Source organism: Allobosea sp. P5_A5, from assembly GCF_056400625.1.
In genome coordinates this window covers 196,832-215,245 of record NZ_JBFUKY010000004.1, presented here as the reverse complement: position 1 = coordinate 215,245, position 18,414 = coordinate 196,832, and the positions used below count along the sequence as shown (strand labels likewise).

18 protein-coding genes are annotated in these 18,414 nt (G+C 66.3%); 8 read left to right on the top strand and 10 right to left on the bottom strand.

Annotation, left to right across the window (positions count from 1 at the left end; all coding sequences use genetic code 11):
* Window positions 1–8: 8 nt before the first annotated feature.
* The 7 genes from nusB to AC1DR6_RS10620 all read right to left on the bottom strand — a co-directional run bounded on the left by nusB (window position 9) and on the right by AC1DR6_RS10620 (window position 5,360).
* Entirely contained in the window at window positions 9–476 is a 468-nt protein-coding gene (gene nusB, locus AC1DR6_RS10650) for a transcription antitermination factor NusB (RefSeq protein WP_476829194.1), read from the bottom strand.
* A complete protein-coding gene (gene ribH / locus AC1DR6_RS10645; RefSeq protein WP_476829193.1) occupies window positions 473–997 on the bottom strand; it encodes a 6,7-dimethyl-8-ribityllumazine synthase in 525 nt (174 codons plus the stop codon). The genes nusB and ribH overlap by 4 nt, the downstream gene beginning before the upstream one ends.
* A gap of 33 nt (window positions 998–1,030) precedes the next feature.
* A complete protein-coding gene (locus AC1DR6_RS10640) occupies window positions 1,031–1,678 on the bottom strand; it encodes a riboflavin synthase (protein WP_476829192.1) in 648 nt (215 codons plus the stop codon).
* Window positions 1,678–2,808 (bottom strand): bifunctional diaminohydroxyphosphoribosylaminopyrimidine deaminase/5-amino-6-(5-phosphoribosylamino)uracil reductase RibD, encoded by a 1,131-nt coding sequence (gene ribD, locus AC1DR6_RS10635; protein ID WP_476829191.1) that lies wholly within the window; start codon window positions 2,806–2,808, stop codon window positions 1,678–1,680. The genes AC1DR6_RS10640 and ribD overlap by 1 nt, the downstream gene beginning before the upstream one ends.
* Window positions 2,801–3,289, bottom strand: a complete 489-nt coding sequence (gene nrdR / locus AC1DR6_RS10630) for a transcriptional regulator NrdR (RefSeq protein ID WP_476829190.1) — start codon at window positions 3,287–3,289, stop codon at window positions 2,801–2,803. The genes ribD and nrdR overlap by 8 nt, the downstream gene beginning before the upstream one ends.
* Window positions 3,290–3,332: 43 nt before the next feature.
* Window positions 3,333–4,631, bottom strand: coding sequence for a serine hydroxymethyltransferase (gene glyA, locus AC1DR6_RS10625; RefSeq protein WP_476829189.1), 1,299 nt, complete (start codon window positions 4,629–4,631; stop codon window positions 3,333–3,335).
* Between the two features lie 105 nt (window positions 4,632–4,736).
* Window positions 4,737–5,360: a hypothetical protein gene (locus tag AC1DR6_RS10620; protein ID WP_476829188.1), complete on the bottom strand. Its 624-nt coding sequence runs from the start codon at window positions 5,358–5,360 to the stop codon at window positions 4,737–4,739.
* A gap of 203 nt (window positions 5,361–5,563) precedes the next feature.
* Here AC1DR6_RS10620 and AC1DR6_RS10615 point away from each other — a divergent pair, with 203 nt between their 5' ends.
* From AC1DR6_RS10615 to AC1DR6_RS10585, 7 genes are all read left to right on the top strand, one after another.
* Entirely contained in the window at window positions 5,564–6,820 is a 1,257-nt protein-coding gene (locus AC1DR6_RS10615) for a class I SAM-dependent methyltransferase (protein ID WP_476829187.1), read from the top strand.
* A 54-nt stretch (window positions 6,821–6,874) separates the two neighbouring features.
* On the top strand, window positions 6,875–8,215 hold the full coding sequence (locus AC1DR6_RS10610) for a branched-chain amino acid ABC transporter permease (protein ID WP_476829186.1): 1,341 nt from the start codon (window positions 6,875–6,877) through the stop codon (window positions 8,213–8,215).
* Between the two features lie 15 nt (window positions 8,216–8,230).
* Window positions 8,231–9,499, top strand: coding sequence for a threonine ammonia-lyase (locus AC1DR6_RS10605; protein ID WP_476829185.1), 1,269 nt, complete (start codon window positions 8,231–8,233; stop codon window positions 9,497–9,499).
* 54 nt (window positions 9,500–9,553) lie between these two features.
* A complete protein-coding gene (locus AC1DR6_RS10600) occupies window positions 9,554–10,033 on the top strand; it encodes an RDD family protein (RefSeq protein ID WP_476829184.1) in 480 nt (159 codons plus the stop codon).
* A gap of 102 nt (window positions 10,034–10,135) precedes the next feature.
* Window positions 10,136–10,900: an arginyltransferase gene (locus AC1DR6_RS10595; RefSeq protein WP_476829183.1), complete on the top strand. Its 765-nt coding sequence runs from the start codon at window positions 10,136–10,138 to the stop codon at window positions 10,898–10,900.
* A gap of 210 nt (window positions 10,901–11,110) precedes the next feature.
* The gene (locus AC1DR6_RS10590) at window positions 11,111–12,139 is read left to right on the top strand and encodes a DUF2336 domain-containing protein (protein ID WP_476829182.1); all 1,029 of its coding nucleotides are present in this window, start codon (window positions 11,111–11,113) and stop codon (window positions 12,137–12,139) included.
* An 84-nt stretch (window positions 12,140–12,223) separates the two neighbouring features.
* A complete protein-coding gene (locus tag AC1DR6_RS10585; protein WP_476829181.1) occupies window positions 12,224–12,823 on the top strand; it encodes an outer membrane protein in 600 nt (199 codons plus the stop codon).
* Between the two features lie 54 nt (window positions 12,824–12,877).
* On the opposite strand, the gene parC is transcribed toward AC1DR6_RS10585, so the two are convergent.
* Window positions 12,878–15,127, bottom strand: coding sequence for a DNA topoisomerase IV subunit A (gene parC / locus AC1DR6_RS10580; protein WP_476829180.1), 2,250 nt, complete (start codon window positions 15,125–15,127; stop codon window positions 12,878–12,880).
* A gap of 122 nt (window positions 15,128–15,249) precedes the next feature.
* Window positions 15,250–15,993, bottom strand: a complete 744-nt coding sequence (recO, locus tag AC1DR6_RS10575) for a DNA repair protein RecO (RefSeq protein ID WP_476829179.1) — start codon at window positions 15,991–15,993, stop codon at window positions 15,250–15,252.
* A gap of 54 nt (window positions 15,994–16,047) precedes the next feature.
* Here recO and AC1DR6_RS10570 point away from each other — a divergent pair, with 54 nt between their 5' ends.
* Window positions 16,048–16,173 carry a hypothetical protein gene (locus tag AC1DR6_RS10570; RefSeq protein ID WP_476829178.1) on the top strand — a complete coding sequence of 42 codons (126 nt, stop codon included), beginning with the start codon at window positions 16,048–16,050 and terminating at the stop codon, window positions 16,171–16,173.
* Window positions 16,174–16,191: 18 nt separating this feature from the next.
* Here AC1DR6_RS10570 and AC1DR6_RS10565 read toward each other — a convergent pair whose 3' ends face one another.
* Complete coding sequence (locus AC1DR6_RS10565; protein WP_476829376.1) at window positions 16,192–18,402, bottom strand: RelA/SpoT family protein; 2,211 nt, start codon at window positions 18,400–18,402, stop codon at window positions 16,192–16,194.
* Between the last annotated feature and the right edge of the window lie 12 nt (window positions 18,403–18,414).

Here is an 18,414-nt window from a genome sequence, read left to right as displayed (position 1 = left end):
GACGATGTTCACGCCGCCGGCGCGTCGAACTCGTCGGCGCGGAAGTCGCGAGCCATCTTGTCGAGCACAGCGTTGACCATGCCGACCTCCTCGCCCTCGTAAAAGGCGCGCGCGACCGCGACATATTCCGAGATCGCCGCGCGGGCCGGCACGTCCTTGCGGAACGCCAGCTCATAAGCGCCGGCCCGGAGGATCGCGCGCACCACAGCTTCGACGCGCTTGAGCGGCCAGCCATCCGCCAGCGTCGCATCGACCGTGCGGTCGACGAGACGCTGTTCGCGGACGACGCCGCCGAGCAGGTCCCGAAAAAAAGCGATCTCGGCCTTGGGAAGCTCGATTTCCTCGACCTCCTGGCCGATCCAGAACGCCTCGAACTCGGCCATCGCCTCGGTGACGCCGCGCCCGCCGATTTCCATTTCATAGAGCGCCTGCACGACCGAAAGCCGCGCGCCACGCCGCATTTCGGCGCGGCTCATGCCGATGGCTCCGCGGCGCCGTCATCGACCAACGAGCGCTTGTAGCGCAGCACGGCGAGCGCGGCCTCGGCGGCACCGCCGCCCTTGTCCATCTCGGAGCGGTTGGCGCGGGCCCAGGCCTGGGCCTCGTTCTCGACCGTCAGGATGCCGTTTCCGAGCGGCAGGCCGAACGCCACGGAGAGGTCCATCAACGCGCGCGAACTCTCGCCGGCGACGATGTCGTAATGTCCGGTTTCGCCACGGATCACCGTGCCGAGCGCCACGACCGCCTCATAGGGATCGACGGATTCGTCGGCAGCGCCGAGACCGATCACGATCGCGGACGGGATTTCAAGCGCGCCGGGCACCGTCACCACATCGACGCGGCAGCCGGCCTTGTCGAGCACGGCAAGCGCGCCGGCCAGCAGCTCATCGGCGAGCTTGTCATAAAAGCGCGCCTCGATGACGAGGACGCGCGCGCCCTCGAGGTCGAGCGCAGGAGTTGCGGCCTTGTCGGCCGAGATCTGCCGGGGTCCGGCCATGCTTCTTGTCCTTTTTGGATATGAGGGCGCTGGTTACCCCTGCGGGCGCGCCTCCGCAAGCCGCGCGGCATAACGCGCCATCAGATCGACCTCTAGATGAACGGGATCTCCCTGCCTGCGCTCGCCCCAGGTGGTGACCGAGAGCGAATGCGGAATCAGCAGGACGGTGAGGACATCGGCTTCGACGCTGTTGACGGTCAGCGAGGTGCCGTCGAGGCAGACCGAGCCCTTGGTCGCGACGAAACGCATCAGCTCCTGCGGAGCGCGGATGTGAAAACGCGCCGTCGCACCCCAGGGTTCGTCGGGATCGGCGGCGATCGGCTCGATCAGCGCGATGGTCGCGACGCCATCGACATGACCAGTGACCAGATGCCCGCCGAGTTCATCGCCGACCTTAAGCGAGCGTTCGAGATTGACGAGGGTGCCCGGTTCCCAGCGGCCGACATTGGTCTTGGCGAGCGTTTCGGCGGCAGCCTCGACCTGGAAGATACAGCCCGGCAGTCCGTCGCCCCGCTCGCGCAGCGCCGTCACGGTCAGGCAGACGCCGGCGCAGGCGATGGAGGCGCCGAGTTCGATGCCCCGCGCCTCGAACGGGCAGGCTATCGCCAGGCGCTTCAGGCTCGGCCCTTTGCGCTCGGCCTCGACGACGGTGCCGATAGCGGTGACGATGCCAGTAAACATCAGCTTGTCCTCACGAAATGCTCGAAGCGGTCGTCGCCGATCAGCTCCGTCTCCGCAAGGCGGTAGAGATCGGTGTCGGCCAGCGCGCGTGCAAGGTCGGGCCGCACGGCGACGATGCCCGGCCGGTCAAGGCGCTTGCTCGATGTCGAGACGACGACCTCGTCGGCAACGCCGGCCAGCGCCAGCTTTTCGCCGATGCGCGGCCCGCCTTCCGAGAACACGCGGGTGATGCCGCGCGTGCCGAGCAGGGTCAGGGCTTCCTTGAGATCGAGGTGGCCATCGGGACCAGCCGAGACGCGCATCACCTCGACGCCCGCCGCCATCAACGCCAGCTCCGGCTCGACCGGCGCGGTCTCGCTGGCGATGACCCAGACCGGGACCTCGCGAGCCGTGCGGACCAGCTTCGAAGCCAGCGGCAGGCGCAGGTGGCTGTCGAGAATAACGCGGATCGGCGAGCGGGACTCCAGTCCCGGCAGACGCACCGTGAGCTGCGGATCGTCAGCGAGCACCGAGCCGATGCCGAGCATGATCGCATCGTGATGGGCGCGCTGGAGATGGACCCACTCCATCGCCTGCGGCGAGGACACCCTGATCGGCGTTCCGCCGCTGCCACCGGCATAGCCATCGGCGGTCCGCGCGATCTTGAAGGTCACCATCGGTCGCCCTTGCGTCACCCGCAGGACATGGCCGCGATGGGCGCGCTGGGCCTGCTCCTCCAGCACGCCGGTCACGACCTCGATGCCGGCGGTGCGTAACAGGGCGTGCCCGAGCCCGGCGATGAACGGGTTGGGGTCGGCCATTGCGGAAACGACGCGTTTCACGCCGGAAAGGATGGTGTGCTCGACGCAGGGCGTGCCGCCGCGCACCGAGCGATGCGAGCAGGGCTCCAGCGTGACATAGAGCGTCCCGCCCATCGCGGCCGCACCGGCATGGGCAAAGGCATCCGCCTCGCCATGGGGCCGACCGCCGGCTTGCGTCACGCCCCGCGCCACCACCACAGGGCCGTCAGCCGTGTCTTGCGTGACGATGGCGCCGACGGAGGGGTTCGGCCAGGTCGCGCCGAGATTGACAGCGCCATAGGCCAAAGCCTGCGCCATGAAAACGCGGTCGACCGCGCCGGCTTCAATCATCGTCGGGCGACGGCAGCGCGCTGGCGCCCTCTACCGTGCCGAGTTGGCCGAGAAGTTCCTCAAAGTCCCTGGCCTCACGGAAATTCCGGTAAACCGAGGCGAAGCGGACATAGGCGACGTCGTCGAGGCCTTTCAGCCCCTCCATCACCAATTCGCCGATAGTCGGGCTGGCGATCTCGGCTTCGCCCGAGCTTTCGAGCTGCCGGACAATCCCATTGACCATGCGCTCGATGCGCTCGGGTGCGACCGGGCGCTTGCGCAGAGCATGGGCGATCGAGGTTTCCAGCTTGTCGCGGTCAAACGGCGCGCGCCGGCCAGAGCGCTTCACCACCGTGAGCTCGCGCAACTGCACGCGCTCGAAGGTGGTGAAACGGCCGCCGCAATCTGGACAGACCCGGCGGCGGCGGATCGAGGCGGAATCCTCCGTCGGCCGGGAATCCTTCACCTGCGTGTCGAGGGAGCCGCAATAGGGACAGCGCATACCGGTTCGCCAGCCTTTCTCTAAAGCCCCTTCGTGGATGCCCTCAATAGATCGGGAAGCGGGCCGTCAGCGCCTTGACCTTGGTCGAAACCGCCTGTTCGACGGCCGCGTTGCCCGCCTCGCCATTCTGGCTGAGGCCGTCCAGCGTCTCGGCGATCAGCTCGCCGACCTGCTTGAACTCGGCGATGCCGAAGCCGCGCGAGGTGGCGGCCGGCGTGCCGAGGCGGACGCCCGAGGTCGTCATCGGCTTTTCCGGATCGAAGGGGATGCCGTTCTTGTTGCAGGTGATGTGAGCGCGACCCAGCGCGATCTCGGCGGCCTTGCCGGTCAGCTTCTTGGAGCGCAGGTCGACGAGCATCAAATGGTTGTCCGTGCCGCCGGTGACGAGGTCGAAGCCCTTCGACTTCAGCGTCTCGGCCAGAGCCTTGGCATTGGCGACGACGGCATGGGCGTAGGTCTTGAACTGCGGATGCAGCGCCTCCTGGAAGGCCACCGCCTTGGCAGCGATGACATGCATCAGCGGGCCGCCCTGGATGCCGGGGAAGATCGCCGAATTGATCTTCTTCGCCAGCGCCTCGTCATTGGTCAGGATCAGGCCGCCGCGCGGGCCGCGCAGCGTCTTGTGAGTCGTGCTGGTGACGACATGGGCGTGCGGGAACGGCGAAGGATGCGCGCCGCCCGCGACGAGCCCGGCGAAATGGGCGATGTCGACCATGAAATAGGCACCGACCTTGTCGCAGATTTCGCGGAAACGGGCGAAATCCCAATGGCGGGCATAGGCCGAGCCACCGGCGACGATGACCTTGGGCTTGTTCTCGACGGCGAGGCGTTCGAGCGCGTCATAGTCGATGAGCTGGTCGGCGACGCAGACGCCGTAGGAGACGACGTTGAACCACTTGCCGGACTGGTTGACCGGCGCGCCATGGGTCAGGTGCCCGCCGGCGGCAAGGTCGAGGCCCATGAAGGTGTCGCCGGGCTGCATCAGCGCCATGAAGACGCCCTGGTTGGCCTGCGAGCCGGAATTGGGCTGGACGTTGGCAAAGGAGCAATCGAACAGGCGGCAGGCGCGCTCGATCGCCAGCTTCTCGGCAATGTCGACGAACTGGCAGCCGCCGTAATAGCGCCGGCCGGGATAGCCCTCGGCGTATTTGTTGGTCATGACCGAGCCCTGCGCCTCGAGCACGGCGCGGGACACGATGTTCTCCGACGCGATCAGCTCGATCTCGTCGCGCTGGCGACCGAGCTCCAGCTCGATGGCGCGCGCGATCTCGGGATCGGCGTCGGCCAGCGAGGCGCCGAAGAAGGCGTTCGAGAGGTGCGTGTTCAGCGCGGCTTCGGTCATGTCCGGCTCCCTGATGCGAGGGCGGCGTCATCGATCGCAGCCCGTGGCGGCGTCCCTATCACGCAGGCGAAAGCTGTCCAAGCCATCAATCGCCGCAGCAGGCGGTCATTCCAGGCCAGGGGGACAGCGATCCGGCTGCCCGTCGAGCCCCTGGCTGCGGCGCTCGAACGTCGCGGAAGACCGGCTGCCGTCCCGCTCGATCGTGACGAGATAGATGCTGTCGAAATCCGTTCCGCGCCAGCGAGGGACGGAGGCCTCGTCGCCGCCATTGTCGCGCAGCAGCGCGCGCGTCAGCTTCACGAGTTCCTTGTGCTCCCAGGCCACCAGAACGGTAGCGCCAGCCAGGCCCGGCGCCCCAAGCGCCTCTTCGAGCTTGCCGATCTGCTTGTAGCCGAACCGCGTATCGACAGGCTGCCCCAGGATTTTTGCCGTCGGCTCGATGGTCTGCAGCGGGCGCCGATAAGGATATTTGGTGCCATCGTCCTTTTTCAGATGGCTCGGATCGGGCGCGAAGATCGCGTCGGGCCGCCCCACCTCGCGTGCGATCACGGCCGGCAGGGCTGCGGCCCGGTTCAGCCCGCGACAATCGAGGCGGCCCTGCCCTCCCGGCGGCTTCTCGGCATGCCTGATGAGGACGATCGTCTGCTTCACGGGAGCGGCGATCGCCGGTGCGGCAGCCAGCGCCATGAGCAGGACTGTGGCGAACGGGGCTAGTCCATAGCTGTTCATGACGCGGTCCGGAGCTGATTGAAAATCTGCTTGTGCCACGGGAATCGCAGCGGAAAAAGGGCGCACGTCACTCAGACCACGCCGTTTCAATTTCGACGGCGATGCTCTAATCCGGCAGGCAATGCGGTTCGACGGTCGTCGCTAAAGGCGCAAGGCAGCAAACGCGCGCCACGACGTTCAGGCATGCCCTAGGGGAATGATCGATGGAACGTCTTCTGCGCGCCGCTCTGTCGCAACTCGTGTCGCATGGCAGCCTGCGCGTCACTTTGCCGAACGGCAAGAGCTTCATTTGCGGTGACGGCACCGGGCAACCCGTGGCGATCCGCCTCGCCGACAACAGGGCGGTGCTCGGCCTTCTGATCGACCCGGAAATGCAGCTCGGCGAGCTGTTCATGAACCGGCGCCTGCTCGTCGAACAAGGCACGATCTACGATTTCCTGGCGCTCGCGCTCTCCGGCGCGAAAGGTCAGCCCGCGGCCTGGTGGGAACGCGGACTGGACCAGGCGCGCTTCCTGCTGCGCCACATCACCACGCACAACACGCGGGCCCGCGCACGCGACAACGTCGCCCGTCACTACGATCTCGACGACCGGCTCTATGCGCTTTTTCTCGACGAGGACTGGCAATATTCCTGCGCCTATTTCGAGCGGCCAGACCAGTCGCTCGACGAGGCGCAGCTGGCCAAGAAGCGCCATATCGTCGCCAAGCTCGCGGTCGAGCCGCATCACCGCGTGCTCGACATCGGCTGCGGTTGGGGCGGCATGTGCCTTTATCTGACCGAGACCGCCAAGGTGCGCGAAGCTTACGGCGTCACGCTGTCGAAGGAACAGCTGGGGGTCGCACAGCGGCGCGCCGCAGACCGGGGCGCTGGCGAGCGGGCGCGCTTCGCGCTTCAAGACTATCGCGATGTGACGGGGACGTTCGACCGCATCGTCTCGGTCGGCATGTTCGAGCATATCGGTTCGCGCTATTTCTCGACCTATTTCGAGACGTGCCACCGTCTGCTCGACGAGAACGGCGTGATGCTGCTGCACACGATCGGCTGCTCGGACGGGCCGAACCATCCCAACCCCTGGCTGAACCGCTACATCTTCCCGGGCGGCTATCTGCCCTCGCTGTCGGAGATGATGCCGGCGATCGAGCAGGCCGGCCTGATCGTGACCGATGTCGAGATTCTGCGGCTGCATTATGCCAAGACGCTTCAGCATTGGCGGGACCGCTTCATGGCCCGCCGCGATGAGGCGCTGGCGCTTTATGACGAGCGCTTCTGCCTGATGTGGGAGTTCTATCTCGCGATGAGCCAGACGGCTTTCGAGTATCAGGACGTGGCGATCTTCCAGGTTCAGCTGGTCAAGCGGCAGGAAGCCGTGCCGCTGACCCGCGACTATATCGCGGTGCGCGAGGCGAGCTTGCGCGAGGCAGAGCGGGATGCGGCGCTGCGCGTGGCGGAGCAGGGCTGAACGCGTCCGGCGCAGGTATCAAACTGCCCGGCCCGGCGCTAACGTCGCGGCTGCATGCGCCCGCTCCTCATCCCGATTCTGGCTTTGCTGATGGCCGTGTTGAGCGGCTGCGGCGAAGACTTCGATACGGACCAGACCCGGCTGTGCCGGCAGGCGATCCCGCCGCTTAATCAGGACGGGGTGCATATCGAGATCGAGCGGACCGCGACCGGGCCCGTCGCGCGGGCCCTGCGGATTTATTACCTCGTCCAGTTCGGGGACGGCATCGCCCGGCAACGCAGCATCGACTGCCTGTTCAGCACGCGTGACAATGGGCTGGGGCGCCCGCGGCTGATCGGCATCGCGTCCGACGGGCGGCCGCTGCCGGATGCGAGCTTCTATTTTCTGCGGCGGTTCTATCTGGAAGATCGCGAAACGCCGCCGCCCGACCCCGCTCTGACCTCGATCGAGGATGTTCCCGCTGTTCCGGCCGGCGTGGCCTATGCGCTTCAGCAGGGCCTGAGCGCCCTGCCCTCGGCCGCGATCTATAGCCTGCTCGCCTGCGCCTACGCGCTCGTCTACGGACTGACCGGACGGATCATCCTGTGTTTCGGCGAATTCGCGGCTTTGGGGGCGCTCGCCTCGGTCGTCGGCGTGGCCCTGCTGCTCTCGGTCTCGGTTTCGACCCCGGTGACGGGGCTTGCGGTCGCGTTCGTGGTCGCGATCCTGGTCGCGGCCCTGCATGGTTTCGCGATGGGCCGCTACGTGCTGCGCCGGCTTGAGGGGGCGAGCGGCCAGCAGATGCTGATCGCCACGATCGGCCTCGCCATCGGCCTGTCGGAATATCTGCGGCTGATGCAGGGGCCGCAGCTTCGCTGGCTGCCGCCGGTGTTCAACACGCCCATCCCCGTCGCCCATGCCGGCTCCTTCGTCGTGACACTGAACCCCTTGGCGACCTTCCTGACCCTGATCGGCCTCGGCGCGACCATCGGCGTCCTGCTCTTGATCCGGCACAGCGCCTATGGCCGGGCCTGGCGAGCGGTGGCCGACGATGCGGGAACGGCAGCGCTCTTCGGTGTCGACCCGCGCGCGGTGCACGACGTCGCGGTGGTGATCGCCTGCGCGCTTTGCGGCATGGCGGGCGTGGTGGTGACCGTGATCTATGGCGGGATGGGCTTCGCGGGAGGGTTTTCGCTCGGGCTCAAGGCGCTGGTCGGCGCGATCCTCGGCGGCATCGGCTCTGTTTCCGGCGCGGCTTTGGGCGGCCTTTTCATTGCCCTGTTCGAGGCCGGCTGGTCGTCCTATTTTCCGATCGAGCAGCGCGATCTCGCGGTCTATCTCCTGCTGGCCATCGTGCTGATCTGGCGGCCCGGCGGTTTCTTCGGCGACGGCGAATTGACGCCGCGCCAGGTTTGAACGCAGCTTGCCGGCATGAACGACACCGCCAGCCGCCCGACGACCGACCGCTTTGCCATCACGCCCGACGACATCGACGCCGCCGCGCGCCGGATCGAAGGCCATGTCCTGCGGACGCCTCTCGTGCCAGCGCCGCGCCTCTCGGAGCTGACCGGCGCGACGATTCTGGTGAAGCACGAGAACATGCAGGCGACGGCGTCGTTCAAGGAACGCGGTGCGGTCAACAAGCTGCTCTCGCTCAGCGACGCCGAACGTGCGCGCGGCGTCATCGCGATGTCGGCCGGCAACCATGCGCAAGCCGTCGCCTACCATGCCAAGCGCTTCGGCATTCCCGCCACCATCGTGATGCCGGAAACCACGCCGCTGGTGAAAGTCGAGAACACACGCTCGCATGGCGCGCGCGTCGTCCTGCACGGCGAGACGCTCTACGAATCCGCCGAGAAGGCGCATGAACTCGCCGACGAGGAGGCTCTCGTCTTCGTCCACCCCTATGACGACGCCGCCGTGATGGCGGGACAGGGCACGGTGGCGCGCGAGATGCTGGCGGACGAGCCCGATCTCGATGTGCTGATCATTCCGCTGGGCGGCGGCGGGCTGATGGCGGGCAATGCCGTCGCGGCCAAGGCGATCAAGCCGGGTATCGAGCTCATCGGCGTCGAGGCCGAGCTTTATCCCTCCTTCTCGAACGCGATCAACGCGCAGGACCGGCCGATCGGCGGGGCGACGCTGGCCGAAGGCATCGCGGTCAAGACGGTCGGGCGGATGACGCTACCGATCGTCTCCAGCCTGGTCTCCGACATCGTGCTGGTCGGCGAGGATCTGATCGAGCGGGCCGTCAACGCCTATGCCTGTCTGCAGCACACGCTTGCCGAAGGCGCAGGCGCGGCCGGGCTCGCAGCGATGCTGAAGGAGCCCGAGCGCTATCGCGGCCGCAAGGTCGGGCTCGTGCTCTGCGGCGGCAATATCGACACCCGGCTGCTGGCAGCGATCATGGTGCGCGAACTGGAACGCGAGGACCGCATCATCGCCTTCCGCCTGACCTCGAGCGACCGGCCGGGATTGCTCGGCAAGATCGCCAGCCTGCTCGGGACCGAGGGTGCGAACATCCTCGAGGTCAGCCATGGCCGCCTGTTCCTGGACGTGCCGGCCAAGGGCGTGACGCTGGACGTCACCGTCGAGACGCGCGGAGAGGCGCATTCACGTGCGATCGAGGATGTCTTGGCGAAAAACGGCTTCGCACCGCGCCGTATCCTGCCGCGTGGCCTTGCGGAACCGGCCCGGTGATCAAACATGATCGCTCGGGCCACACTGTTGCGGCCTGATGGAGACGATCTTTCGATGAGCGACACCCGCTACGGCACCACCCAGCAGCCGCCCCCGGTGCTGGATGCGCGCGCCTACCAGAACACCAGCGGCGTGTTGGGCGCCCGGCTGTTCGCCTGGATCATCGACATCGTCGTGCTGTTCTTCCTCGGCTGGCTGGTCTTCCTGCTGCTCGTGCTGCTCGGCGTCGTCACCTTCGGGGCGACGTGGTTCCTGATCCCGGCAGCGGCGGTCGCGACCGCGCTCGGCTATGCCGCGCTGACCGTCGGTGGCAGGCGCCAGGCGACCTGGGGCATGCGCGTGGCGGGCCTGCGGGTCGAGACAGCCAGCGGCGCGCGTCCGGACGGGTTGGTCGCGGCGGTCCACGCCCTGTTTTTCTATCTTGCGGCGGGAACGGTCGCGCTCTGGCTGCTCGACATCGCCTGCGGCTTGTTCCGCGCGGACCGAAGGCTTGGCCACGACCTGCTGACCGGGCTGGTTGTCGTGCGGGCCTGACGAAACGGCCGCGCCTTCGGGTCGCGGCCATCAAAGCGCGCTTGTTGCACCTGCGCCGGGTGATACACTCACCCGGCGCAGTTTTTGCCGGAGTCCGTCGACGTGACTCGCCCGTTGCGGGATGCCCCGCAGTTCTACCTGACCTCGCCGACCACGTGCCCCTATCTGCCGGGACGCGAGGAGCGGAAGGTATTTACCCATCTGGTCGGCCCACGCGCGCCGGACCTCAACAATGTGCTGTCGCAAGGCGGCTTTCGGCGCTCGCAAAGCATCGCCTATCGGCCGGCCTGCGAAACCTGCCGCTCCTGCATCTCGGTGCGTGTGCCGGTCGAGAGCTTTCGCTGGTCTCGCGGCTTCCGCAAGGTGCTGGCGCGAAACGTCGACCTCATCGGCGAGGTCAAGCCGACCCAGCCGAAATCGGAACACTACTCGCTGTTTCGCGCCTATCTCGACATCCGCCACCCGGAAGGCGGCATGGCGACGATGTCCGCCCTCGATTTCGCGATGATGATCGAGGATACTCATGTCGAGACCGAGCTGATCGAATACCGACGGCGCGGCCCCGATTCCGGCTTCACCGGGCGCGGAGCGGGCGACCTTTTCGCGCTGGCGCTGACCGACACGCTGAATGACGGTCTGTCGATGGTCTATTCGGTTTATGATCCGAACCTGGAGGCGCGTTCGCTCGGGACTTTCATGGTGCTCGACCACATCCGGCGCGCCCGCCTCCTCGGCCTGCCCTATGTCTATCTCGGCTACTGGGTCGAGGGTTCCCCGAAGATGGACTACAAATCCCGCTTCCTCCCGCAGGAACGCCTGTCGCCGCAGGGCTGGGATCTGGTCGAACGCAATATTCTCCCGGACTGACGGGCTGCTCTGCGCTAGCCGCCTGTAGCAACGCGATATGCAACTTATAGTTGTAATGCCTGTCCTGTAGGCGCTTCGCAGTGCATTCGGCGCCTCAGCCAGTAAAAACCTCGGCCAAACGTTCTGCCGGCCCACGATTCCGCGCTTGCCTTAAGAGTAAATCAAGCTCGCATCGCACAAGGTCTCCTTACGTTATTGCTGGGGGGCACCATGCTGCGCAATCTGACCAGGATGCCGGCCGACATATCGTCGGATTCGCGCCGGCAGCTGCTCAACGCCGTCACCGACCTGTTCCTGCTGGACCAGGACCCGAACGAGGCCAGCAAAGAGCATTACGGCGACATCGCGGTCAGCTCGCTGCCCCATCTCGGCGAAGACGATCGCAAAGGCTATGCCGACCGCGTCGCCGCCATCCCGACCCTTCCGCGCAACGTCGCGACCACGCTCGGCAGCGATTCGAATGCTGAGGTCGCGCAGTTGGTCCTGCGGCTCTCCCCGGTACTGACCGACAGCGACCTCGCCGCCATCGCCGTCAGCCAATCGCAGCAGCATCTCGCCGCCATCGCGGATCGTGCCCGCCTTTCCGAAAGCGTGACGGACATCCTCGTCGAGCGCGGCGACCAGACCGTGCTGCACACGGTCAGCGCCAACGAGGGCGCCGCGTTTTCCGACAAGGGCTTCGACAGGCTGCTGGAACGCGGCGACGGCGATGCCGCGATCGCCGGCAATCTGGCTCGCCGTTCCGATCTGGCGCCGGAACGCGCAGGCCGTGTGCTGCGGATCGTCGAGCAGTTGACGGATGGCGGGACGGCACCGCGCAGCGCGGCTTCCGCCGAAGGCGCCTCTCTTGCCCGGCAGGCGCGACAGCAGCGGCTGGAGGTCAAGCTGCTGCTGGCCGACCTCGCGACCAGGACTCGCGAACCCGACGACGTCCTGACCATGCTGGCGGACGAAGACCGCGCCTATCATCTGGCTCAGGTCATCTCGCAGATCGCGGGAATCACGGTCGAGCAGGCCTTGCGCGTCTTGATGCAGCGCGACGCGAGCGGCATCGCCGTCACCTGTCGCTCGCTTGGAATCGGCAACACGGCTTTTCGCGCCGTCCTGCAACTGCGGGCGCGCCGCCTGTATTTCTCGCAGAGCGACCTCGACGACGATATCGACGGCTATGCCAAGCTCGACCTCGCAACCGCCGAGCGAACCCTGCGCTTCCTGAGACTGCGGACGAAGATCGCCTGAGATCGGCATCGGCCATAAATCGGCGACATTCGCGCGGCCTCATGATAGCCTGCGGCGCTTGGGCGGCACGAGGATGAGTTCGACGTGAAAAGTCCGGTTGCTTTCGCCGCTCTCTGCGTTGCCGGCACAATGGTCGCGGGCGCTGCCGGGGCGCAGACCTCTCTTCCCCTCACAGGGTTCTCGGCAGTGCCGTCCTTCGCCTGGGACGAGCCTTCTCTTTCGCCGAAATGGGAGGGCTCCTATGCCCGGATCTCCTCCGGTTTCCAGGTGACCAGCGGCAAGCATGTCCGCACCAGCGCCGGGCCGACGATCGGGCTGGAGGCCGGCACGATGCGGCGCGAGGGCAATTTCGTTTACGGCATCGTCGGGGCGATCGATTATGCGCCGGTGATCGGCGGCTATGGAACGCCGAGCTTCGGCAACGTCGCCTATACTCGCGACATCGCGGGCGCTTTTCAGGTCAAGGCCGGCGTGCTCGCGACGCCCGACGTGCTGCTCTACACCAAGGTCGGCATGACCGCGGCAAACGAAACCTGGCGCTATGGCGCGACGGCGGTCTCATCCCCGTTCGACCGCAGCGAGATCGCCGTCCGGCCGGAGGCGCGGGCTGGCGTCGAATGGGCTGTCACGGACAAGCTGACGCTGGGGCTTGAGGTCGGGCTGGTTGGTCAGCGTATCCGCTGAGGCTCCAAAAACCGGTCTTCCGCCCGCCCGTTGCGGACGGCACGGTGCAGCATCCTAGCCGATGAATTTGTTGGTGCTCGGAAACTGAGCCGGGAGCGGGAACGCTCCGCTATCGCCGCGATGGCCCCGCCATTTGGCCAAATCATCCGCAGAGACCGTGCGAGTCCGGCCCGATTTGTCGAGCCATGTCAGCCCCTCGGCCAGCGTGAAGACCTTGGCGTCGGACACGCGGCCGGTCTTGTAGCGTTGCAGCCTGACGCCCTTGCCTCGTGCCATTTCTGCAACTTCGGAAAGGGGGAAGCAGAGCAGCTTCTTGTTCTCGCCGATGATTGCGACATGGTCGCCCTCGGCCGGCACCGCGAGCAAGGCGACATGCGGTCCATCGACGTTCAGCACCTGCCGGCCCTTGCGGGTATTGGCGACGACATCGTCCGTCGGTGCGAGGAAGCCGCGCCCCTCGCTTGTCACCATCAGGAGCTTCGTGCCGGGACGATAGGGGAAGGCCTGGACGATCTCGGCCGTCTCCTCCAGCTCGATCATCAGGCGGATCGGGTCGCCGAAGCCGCGTCCACCCGGCAGCTTTGCGGCGTCCAGCGTGAAGACCTTGCCGTTCGAGGCCAGCACCAGCACCTTTGCGGTCGTCTCGGTGAAAAAGGCCGTCTGGAGCGCGTCGTCGCCCTTGAACGAAAAGCTCGACTTGTCCTGGACATGGCCCTTGAGCGCGCGGATCCAGCCCTTCTTTGAGATCACGACCGTGACCGGCTCCCGCTCGACCATCGCCTGCGTCAGGTCGATATCGGTGGTGTCCGGCATATCCGCGAAATCGGTGCGGCGCTTGCCGATCGCGGTTTCAGGGCCGAAAGCCTTCTTCACCTGGCGGATGTCCCAAGCGATGGTCTTCCACTGCGTCGCATCGGATGCGAGCAGCTCCTCGACCTGCCCCTTCTCCTTGGTCAATTCGTCGAGCTCGGTCTTGAGCTGCATTTCCTCGAGCTTGCGCAAGGCGCGCAGGCGCGTATCGAGGATCGCGTTGGCCTGCACCTCGGTGAGCTCGAAATAGCGCATCAGCTCGACCTTCGGCTCATCCTCCTCGCGGATGATCTTGATGACGCGGTCGAGGTCGAGATAGACGATCAGCAGCCCGCGCAGGATTTCCAGCCGCTTGTCGATCTGGCCGAGCCGGAAACGCGAGCGCCGCTGCAGCACCTCGCGGCGATGGTCGAGCCAGGCGCGCAGCGCCTCAGCAAGGCTGAGCACGCGTGGGATCAGGCCGCCCGTCAGCACGTTCATGTTCATCGGAATGCGCGCTTCGAGCTCGGAGAGCCGGAACAGCGATTCCATCATCAGGTTGGGGTCGACGTTGCGGGCGCGAGGTTCGATGACGACGCGGATGTCTTCCGCTGACTCGTCGCGCAGATCGGCCACCAGCGGCAGCTTCTTGTCGTTCAGCAGTTCGGCGATCTTCTCGATCAGCCGGCCCTTCGAGACCATGTAGGGGATCTCGGTGACGACGACCTGCCACGCACCGCGCTCCAGCTCCTCCTTGAACCAGCGCGCGCGGGTGCGAAAGGCGCCGCGCCCAGTGCGGTAGGTTTCCATCATCGAGGTACGGGTCTCGACGATGATGCCGCCGGTCGGGAAATCCGGACCCGGCACGAAGGTCATCAGCTGCTCGGAGGGCGTGTCCGGGTGCTGGATCAGGTAGAGCGCGGCGTCGCAGAGTTCGGCGGCGTTGTGCGGCGGGATCGAGGTCGCCATGCCGACCGCGATGCCCTGCGAGCCGTTGGCCAGCAGGTTCGGGAAGGCGGCCGGGAGCACGATCGGCTCCTCGTCTTCGCCATTATAAGTCTCGCGGAAATCGACCGCATCCTCGTCGATGCCATCGAGAAGAAGGCGCGCGACCTCTGTCATCCGCGCTTCGGTGTAGCGATAGGCTGCGGCGTTATCGCCGTCGATATTGCCGAAATTGCCCTGCCCGTCGACCAGCGGGTAGCGCTGGGCGAAATCCTGCGCAAGGCGCACCAGGGCGTCGTAGACCGACTGGTCGCCATGGGGGTGGAACTTGCCGATCACGTCGCCGACGATGCGGGCGCATTTCTTGTGCACCTGACCGGGATCGAGCCGGAGCAGCCGCATGGCGTGAAGGATGCGACGGTGAACCGGCTTCAGCCCGTCGCGGGCATCCGGCAAGGCACGGTGCATGATCGTGGACAGCGCGTAGGCAAGGTAACGCTCTTCCAGCGCCGACTTCAGGTCGATGCGCTCGGACTCGTTCTCCGGCGGCGGATCGACCGGTTTGCCCATGCCTCGTCAGCCCTCGTCTCGTCAGAAATACGCGCGGCTTTATATGGCACGGCGCGAATCGCCCCGCCAGAACAATGCAGGTACGGGAAGCCCGTGCAATTGCGTGGGCCGGCAACCGCTCATCAAGCGGTGGATGACACGGAATTGCGACCCGCCAGCCCGACCAGACGCTCCCGTTCCGGCGGCTCGCGCAATCCGCGCGGCTCCCAGACATGGCGGCGCAGGAAAAAGCCGGTGAGGGCGAAGCCCGCGAGAATGTCGGCTGCGGAGGGCGCGCGACCGCCCTGCCCTTCGACGAGGAACGCCGGCAAGGCCAGGAGCTTCTTGAGATAAGGAGCTGCGGCCGGGCGGCTGACCGCCTTGCCGGATTTCGGCGAGACATGGCTCAGATCGTCTGTCGAGCCTGTCGCCGCGCACCGCGCAAGATCGAGGCCGAAGCCGAGTTCCGACAGCATCGCCAGTTCGAAGCGCACGACGAGAGCCGGCGCCAGCTCCGGCTCGTCGAGATGGCCGACCAGCAGCGCGAGCCCCTCGTAAAGCCCGGGATGCGGATCGCGCTCCGGCAACAGCCGCAGCAGCCCGGCGAGCGTCGCCAACCCGTAGAGCGCGACAGGCGCCGCCATCAACCGGGCGGCATGCGACGTCAAAAGCTCGATCTTGTATTCACCGAGATGCTCGTCGAGCCTGGCTCGCCAGGTCAGCGACACCGCGTTCCCGGGCTGGAGCGAAGGCTGCGATTTCTGCGAGCGGCCGCCCCTGACGAGCCCGAGATGGCGGCCGTGCTCGCGGGTCATCACCTCCAGGATCACGGCGCTTTCGCCGTGGGCCTTCACTCCGATGACCGTGCCTTCGTCCACCCACTCCATGGCAACAGGATTTAGGGCAGCAGGGCGCAGGAGGAAACCGCCTCATGGGCCATCATGACCGATGGTTTGGAATGGGGCCTGCCGCAACTCGGCCGGTCCCAGGTCGTTCTCAGGAGCAATGTCTCGACCGCACGGGCAGGCGCCTTCGTCCGCGAGTTGGTCGCAGCGTTCCGCGCCTGACGCCTTGCTGCGTGCCTCCTACCCCAGCACGCGTTCGACGCGGCTGATCTGACGCTTTTCGCGCAATTCGCTGATGATCGCCGCGAGGTGCTTCAGATCCCAGACACTGAGATCGATGGTGACGTCGGTGAAATCGGGATTCGGCCGGTTCATGTGAACGGCGTCGATATTGCCATCATGTTCGGCGATCGTCGTCGTCACCTGCGCCAGCGAACCGGGCTCGTTCAAAGATTTCAGCGCGATGCGCGCCGGAAACCGCTGTTGCACCTTGTCGTCGAGGTCCCAGCGAACATCCAGCCAGCGATCCGGCTCATTGTCGAAGGCGGCCAGAGCCGGCGACTGAATCGGGTAGATCGTCACGCCCTCGCCGGGCGAGAGGATGCCGACGATGCGGTCCCCCGGTACAGCTCCGCCCGCCGGCGAGAAGCGCACCGGCAAATCGCGACCGAGTCCTCGGATCGGGATCGCGCCCGGGCCCGGCTCCCCCGGTAGCTTGAATTTGAGGTTGTCGCCCTTGCCAAGCTCGAACCAGCCCTTGCCCGGCGCAGCCCCGTTCGGCCTGGCATCGGCCGGCGGCCGCTTCTCGGGCTCAAGGTCCGGGTAAACCGCCTTCACCACATCGCCGGAATACATCTCGCCGCGACCGACCGCCGCCAGCACATCGTCGACAGTGTTGCGAGCGAGCCGCTTCAACGCGGCCTTGAGCTTGTCGTCGGAGAAGACACGTTCCGCCCGCGAAAAGGCGCGCTCCAGGATTTGGCGCCCGAGCCCGGAATATTGGCGGCGCACCGCGGTGCGGGTGGCGCGGCGGATCGCGGCACGAGCCTTGCCGGTGACCACCAGCGACTCCCAGGCGGCGGGTGGCGCCTGCCCTTCGGCGCGGGTGATCTCGACCTCGTCGCCGTTCTGCAACTCGGTCAGAAGAGGCGCGATGCGCCCATTGATCTTGGCCCCGACGGCGCTGTTGCCGACATCGGTGTGCACCGCATAGGCGAAGTCGATCGGCGTCGCGCCGCGCGGCAGCGCGATAAGGCGGCCCTTGGGGGTGAAGCAGAAGACCTGATCGTGGAAGAGTTCAAGCTTGGTGTGCTCGAGAAATTCTTCCGGGCTGTCGCCCTCGGCCAGGAGATCGACGGTGCGGCGCAGCCATTGATAGGCGCGGCTCTCGTCGGCCAGGCGGATGGGTTTTCCGGGGCGGCCATCCTTGTAATGGGCATGGGCGGCGATGCCGTATTCCGCGATACGGTCCATCGCGTCGGTGCGAATCTGCAATTCGACGCGGCTATGGCCGGGACCGACCACGGTGGTGTGGATCGACCGATAATCGTTCTGCTTGGGTGTGGAGATGTAGTCCTTGTAACGCCCTGGCACCATCGGCCAGGTCATATGGACGATGCCGAGCACGCGGTAGCAATCCTCCGGCGCCTCGACGATGACGCGGAAGCCGAAGATGTCGGAAAGCTGCTCGAAGGAGACGGATTTCCGCTCCATCTTCTTCCAGATCGAATAGGGGCGCTTGCGGCGGCCCGAGACATCGGCCGCAATGCCGCGAGCGGCGAGCTTGTCGCGGAGGTCGAGTTCAATTGCGCCGATGACCTTGCCTTCCCGCTCCGTCACCTCTTCCAGCCTCTTGGTGACGGTGTCGTGGGCCTCCGGCTTAATGTGGCGGAAGGCGAGCTCCTCCAGCTCCTCGCGCAGCTCCTGCATGCCCATGCGGCCGGCCAGCGGGGCGTAGATCTCCACCGTCTCCTCGGCAATGCGCAGGCGCTTCTCCGGGAGCACGAAATGCAGCGTGCGCATGTTGTGCAGGCGGTCGGCGAGCTTCACCAGCAGCACGCGGATGTCGTCGACGATAGCGAGCAGCAGCTTGCGGAAATTCTCGCCCTGAGCCGCCTTCTTTGAGACGAGGTCGAGCTTCTTGATCTTGGTCAGCCCGTCGACCAGCCGGCGGATCTCGGCGCCGAACATGCCCTCGATCTCTTCGAGCGTCGCGGCCGTGTCTTCGACGGTGTCGTGCAGGACAGCCGCGACGATGGTGGCATCGTCGAGCTTGAGGTCGGTCAGGATCGCCGCGACTTCGAGCGGATGGGCAAAAAACGGGTCGCCGGAGGCGCGCTTCTGGGTGCCATGCGCGCGCATGGCGTAGACATAGGCCCGGTTGAGCAGATCCTCATCCGTGTTCGGATTATAGCTCCGGACCCGGTCGACGAGTTCGTATTGCCGCATCATGCCCATGCGGGC

Bases quoted from the DNA above. Each gene is read 5' to 3' on its own strand.
- ribH (WP_476829193.1), bottom strand. From the start codon at position 997: ATGGCCGGACCCCGGCAGATCTCGGCCGACAAGGCCGCAACTCCTGCG.
- parC (WP_476829180.1), bottom strand. From the start codon at position 15,127: ATGGGCAAACCGGTCGATCCGCCGCCGGAGAACGAGTCCGAGCGCATC.
- AC1DR6_RS10610 (WP_476829186.1), top strand. From the start codon at position 6,875: ATGCGCCCGCTCCTCATCCCGATTCTGGCTTTGCTGATGGCCGTGTTG.
- AC1DR6_RS10600 (WP_476829184.1), top strand. From the start codon at position 9,554: ATGAGCGACACCCGCTACGGCACCACCCAGCAGCCGCCCCCGGTGCTG.
- AC1DR6_RS10590 (WP_476829182.1), top strand. From the start codon at position 11,111: ATGCTGCGCAATCTGACCAGGATGCCGGCCGACATATCGTCGGATTCG.
- nusB (WP_476829194.1), bottom strand. From the start codon at position 476: ATGAGCCGCGCCGAAATGCGGCGTGGCGCGCGGCTTTCGGTCGTGCAG.
- AC1DR6_RS10565 (WP_476829376.1), bottom strand. From the start codon at position 18,402: ATGATGCGGCAATACGAACTCGTCGACCGGGTCCGGAGCTATAATCCG.
- nrdR (WP_476829190.1), bottom strand. From the start codon at position 3,289: ATGCGCTGTCCCTATTGCGGCTCCCTCGACACGCAGGTGAAGGATTCC.
- ribD (WP_476829191.1), bottom strand. From the start codon at position 2,808: ATGATTGAAGCCGGCGCGGTCGACCGCGTTTTCATGGCGCAGGCTTTG.
- AC1DR6_RS10620 (WP_476829188.1), bottom strand. From the start codon at position 5,360: ATGAACAGCTATGGACTAGCCCCGTTCGCCACAGTCCTGCTCATGGCG.
- glyA (WP_476829189.1), bottom strand. From the start codon at position 4,631: ATGACCGAAGCCGCGCTGAACACGCACCTCTCGAACGCCTTCTTCGGC.
- AC1DR6_RS10570 (WP_476829178.1), top strand. From the start codon at position 16,048: ATGACCGATGGTTTGGAATGGGGCCTGCCGCAACTCGGCCGGTCCCAG.
- AC1DR6_RS10605 (WP_476829185.1), top strand. From the start codon at position 8,231: ATGAACGACACCGCCAGCCGCCCGACGACCGACCGCTTTGCCATCACG.
- AC1DR6_RS10640 (WP_476829192.1), bottom strand. From the start codon at position 1,678: ATGTTTACTGGCATCGTCACCGCTATCGGCACCGTCGTCGAGGCCGAG.
- recO (WP_476829179.1), bottom strand. From the start codon at position 15,993: ATGGAGTGGGTGGACGAAGGCACGGTCATCGGAGTGAAGGCCCACGGC.
- AC1DR6_RS10615 (WP_476829187.1), top strand. From the start codon at position 5,564: ATGGAACGTCTTCTGCGCGCCGCTCTGTCGCAACTCGTGTCGCATGGC.